This is a genomic window from Streptomyces ossamyceticus (assembly GCF_001418475.1).
In the GTDB taxonomy this organism is placed as follows: domain Bacteria; phylum Actinomycetota; class Actinomycetes; order Streptomycetales; family Streptomycetaceae; genus Streptomyces; species Streptomyces ossamyceticus.
In genome coordinates this window covers 1-3,273 of sequence record NZ_LIQX01000486.1, presented here as the reverse complement: position 1 = coordinate 3,273, position 3,273 = coordinate 1, and the positions used below count along the sequence as shown (strand labels likewise).

At 71.2% G+C, this 3,273-nt stretch carries 6 protein-coding genes; all 6 read right to left on the bottom strand.

All coding sequences use genetic code 11. The features are described 5' to 3' along the window. The coding region (locus AOK15_RS30450; protein WP_240508673.1) for an EsaB/YukD family protein at positions 1 to 688 on the bottom strand (688 nt) is incomplete at its 3' end. A 16-nt stretch (positions 689 to 704) separates the two neighbouring features. Then, on the bottom strand, positions 705 to 1,010 hold the full coding sequence (locus AOK15_RS42865; protein WP_079058803.1) for a hypothetical protein: 306 nt from the start codon (positions 1,008 to 1,010) through the stop codon (positions 705 to 707). A gap of 148 nt (positions 1,011 to 1,158) precedes the next feature. Then, the gene (locus AOK15_RS30440; RefSeq protein ID WP_055521555.1) at positions 1,159 to 1,470 is read right to left on the bottom strand and encodes a pore-forming ESAT-6 family protein; all 312 of its coding nucleotides are present in this window, start codon (positions 1,468 to 1,470) and stop codon (positions 1,159 to 1,161) included. A 65-nt stretch (positions 1,471 to 1,535) separates the two neighbouring features. Next, positions 1,536 to 1,868, bottom strand: a complete 333-nt coding sequence (locus AOK15_RS30435) for a hypothetical protein (RefSeq protein WP_055521554.1) — start codon at positions 1,866 to 1,868, stop codon at positions 1,536 to 1,538. Between the two features lie 141 nt (positions 1,869 to 2,009). Beyond that, entirely contained in the window at positions 2,010 to 2,417 is a 408-nt protein-coding gene (locus AOK15_RS30430) for a DUF6069 family protein (protein WP_055521553.1), read from the bottom strand. Positions 2,418 to 2,434: 17 nt separating this feature from the next. Further along, positions 2,435 to 3,055: a TetR/AcrR family transcriptional regulator gene (locus AOK15_RS30425; RefSeq protein WP_055521552.1), complete on the bottom strand. Its 621-nt coding sequence runs from the start codon at positions 3,053 to 3,055 to the stop codon at positions 2,435 to 2,437. Positions 3,056 to 3,273: the final 218 nt, after the last annotated feature.

The window sequence follows — 3,273 nt, the reverse complement described above, 5'->3', positions numbered from 1 at the left end:
GCGGGCTGAACAGACCGAGCAGGGCGAGGGTGACGATCCCCGCCCCGGCCAGCGCCGCGACCCGCGTGGTGCCGGACCAGTCCTGTGCGTCGGCCAGGGTGGAGGCGCCGAGCAGCGCCAGCGCCCCGGCGGTCACCAGGAGCGTCGTGGCGAGCCCGTACTTCCTCAGCCGCCCCAGCAGCGTGCCCGCGAGCGCGGCGACCAGGGCGACGGCGAGCAGCGCGCCCGCGACGGTCCCGGCCGCGTACTCGGTGCGCGCCAGCCATCCGGCGGCCAACGCCCAACCGACCGTGGCGAGCCCGGCGGTGACCCGCCGTGTCGCCGGACTCCAGCGCCGGGCACGGGAGTCGAGGTCCTCGGCGGCCTCGTCCGTGACGTCGTGCACGACGGGCGCCGACGGCGCGTCCTCGGCGCGCACCAGACGCAGTACGGCGCCGTCCGCGACCCCCGCCGACTCCAAGGTGCTGTCGTGGGCGAGCGCGCTGCCGTCCGCGGTGACGAGATGCCGCAACTCCGGCCGCCCGCCGACCTGGTCGTCGAGCAGCCGCATCACCTCGGGCAGCAGCAACCCGACCGGTTCCCGCGACGGCAGCACGAGATCCACGCGCCGCCGCTCACCGACCAGCGTGACCCGGCTGAGTGCCGTACGACCGCCGGTCATCTCCTGGCTCAGGGCCCCCGTAGACATCACGCGTTCGAACCTATCACCGGGTAGAAGTGCTGGTAGGAGCCGCGGAGGAGGCCCCCGACGGGCTCGCCGAGGGCGTCACGGACGGCTGTACCGAACTCCCGTACGGGCTCTTGCCGATGATGCGGTTCGACACGAACGACCACCCCACACATCCCGCGCACAACACCGCCGCGATGACGATCCCGGCGAAGACCTTCCCGACCCGCTCGTCCACCGAGCGCCGCTGCCGCTGCGCCCCGAACAGCAGGGCGTCGCGCAGCCGTCGACGGCGCACCGACACCGACTCCAGCAACTGGCTGTCGTAATCCTGCGCCGCCACGGCTGCCTTCCCTCACTCACTGCTCACTGCTCACCCGCCCGGAAGCCGACCCCGCACGCGCGGAAGCCGACCCCGCACGCGCGGAATCTGACGCCGGACATCGGCTCCTTCTGACGCCTGACGCCGGTATGCCTGACGCCGGTACGCGTCAGCCGATCTGGTCGACCGCCGCGCGGGCCTTGGCCAGCGTGGACTGGGCGGTGCCGTCGTTCTGTTCCAGCGTGGTGCGCACCAGGCGGATGATCTCGCGGACCTCGCCCGCGGCCTTCTTCCAGCGCTCTTCCTTGCCGTGGTAGTCGTCGGAGACACCGTCGGCCTGGAAGTCGGTCATCGCGGCCTTCACCGCGGCGTCGCGGTCGCTGAGCACACGCTCCAGCTGGCCCACGATCGTGCCGAGCGAGGTCTGCACCTCACCCGAGGCACCGGTGTCGTACGAACGGCGGTCCTGGTTCTGACCCATGGTGAATCTCCCCCTGTGGCTCTCGTGGCTCTCGGGCTCTCGATGAACGGTCCGGTGGCCGCGGGCTAGCGCGCGCCGAAGCGGGCCGCGTCGAAGTTCGCGAGGCCCATGTTCTGGTTGGCGTTGTCCTGGGACTCCACGTCACCGGTGCCGAAGGCGTTGTCCATGCCCGACTGACCGCCCAGGATCGCGGCGAGCGAGCTGTTGAGGTCCGCGGTGATCTCGTCCGCGCGGTTCTTGAACGAGTCGAACGCCAGCTTGCCCGAGCCGTTGAACTTGCCCTCCAGCGGCTCCGCCGCACTGATCAGCAACTGGATCAGCGTCCCCAGGTCGTCGCTCGAACCGAGCGTGCTCTTGCCGAGGTCCGCCAGAGTCGTCGACCCCATGTCGAACTTCACGTCGTGTCCACCCCCGTGTGTCTGGGTCACCTACGTCCCGCCCATGCTCCCCCACAACCCGTTGCACCCGCAACGCACTTGCCGTCGAAGTGACATGATCGGGACATAACTCGAACAGGCTTGTGGCGCGAAGACGTTTCCCTACGACCCCGCGAGCGGCCTGCTCGGTACCGGCGGTGTCGCGTCGGCCGTGTCCTTCGCGCGCAGGCCCGGGATCAGTGCCGCCGCCACGGCCAGGTGCATCAGGGCCAGTGCGCCGCGGGTGGCGCCGTCCATGCCGTCGCCCGTCAACGGCAGGAAGGACACGGCCAGTACGGCGACGGCCACCCCGGTCCAGACGGCGCGGGCGCGCCGTACGCCGAACCGCTCCAGTGTGGCCAGCAGTCCCCATCCGGCGAGGGACGCCAGTAACGCGACCGACGCCACCGGCGCCGCGCCGATGTCGAGCGTCTGCTCGCCATCGGTGATCCGCAGCCGGTGCCCCAGGACCGGGTCCGCGACCAGCCACACCATCACGGGCGCCAGGACCGCGAGGCCCGAAGCCGCCATGCGCCGTCCCCGCCCCCTCACTTCGCACCACCGGCGAGCGCGCCGTGCAGGAAGACGTCCACCAGTTCCTGTGTGGTCATCTCCGGCTCGTCCTCCAGGTGCGGCTGAGTGAAGAGCAACCCGAAGAAGAGGGCGGCGATCTGCTCCGGCGGTCGGCGCAGCGCGGCCCTGTCGGGCTCCAGCAGATCCGCGAGGGCCGTGCGGATACGGGTCGTCGACTCGTCGCGGCCCGCGCCGCGTACCGTGCCGGGGTGCTTGCCGCCGCGGTGCCCGGAGGCGTGCAGCGAGCCGGCGATCGCGCCCATGCGGGCCAGGTGCGCCTGAAGGGCCTGGGCGGCTTCCGCGAGACGGTCGGGCAGTGGCTGGGAGATGTCGATCGTGCCGAGCTCGCGGACCGCGTGCTCGGGGGAGAACGCCTCCGCCAGGCAGGCCTGGAGCAGTTCGTCCTTGTCGGCGAAGACCCGGAAGATCGTGCCCTCGCCGATGCCCGCGGCGCGGGCGACCTTCGCGGTGGTGACCGCGGCGCCGTACTCGGCGATCAGCGGGATCGTGGTCTGGATGATCATCGCGCGCCGCTCCTCCGGCGACATGCCGGGAGCGCGGCGGCGGGGGGTCTGGTTCTCCTTGGGTGCCATCATGCCGTCGAGAGTACGGAGTGAGTGCTCACTCCGTCAATGAGTGAGCACTCACTCCGGTGTCGCGGCCCCATCGCGCTCCGACCCCTGGGGCCGTCGCCCCCAGGGGGTTCATTGGCATACCAAAAAAACTTCCAGAGACCGCGCAACCCTTCCCCCGCCCAGCCGGTCGTACTGAGCGTCGGAACTTCTGGAGGGGGATCTGGGGGGATCGCGGGGGT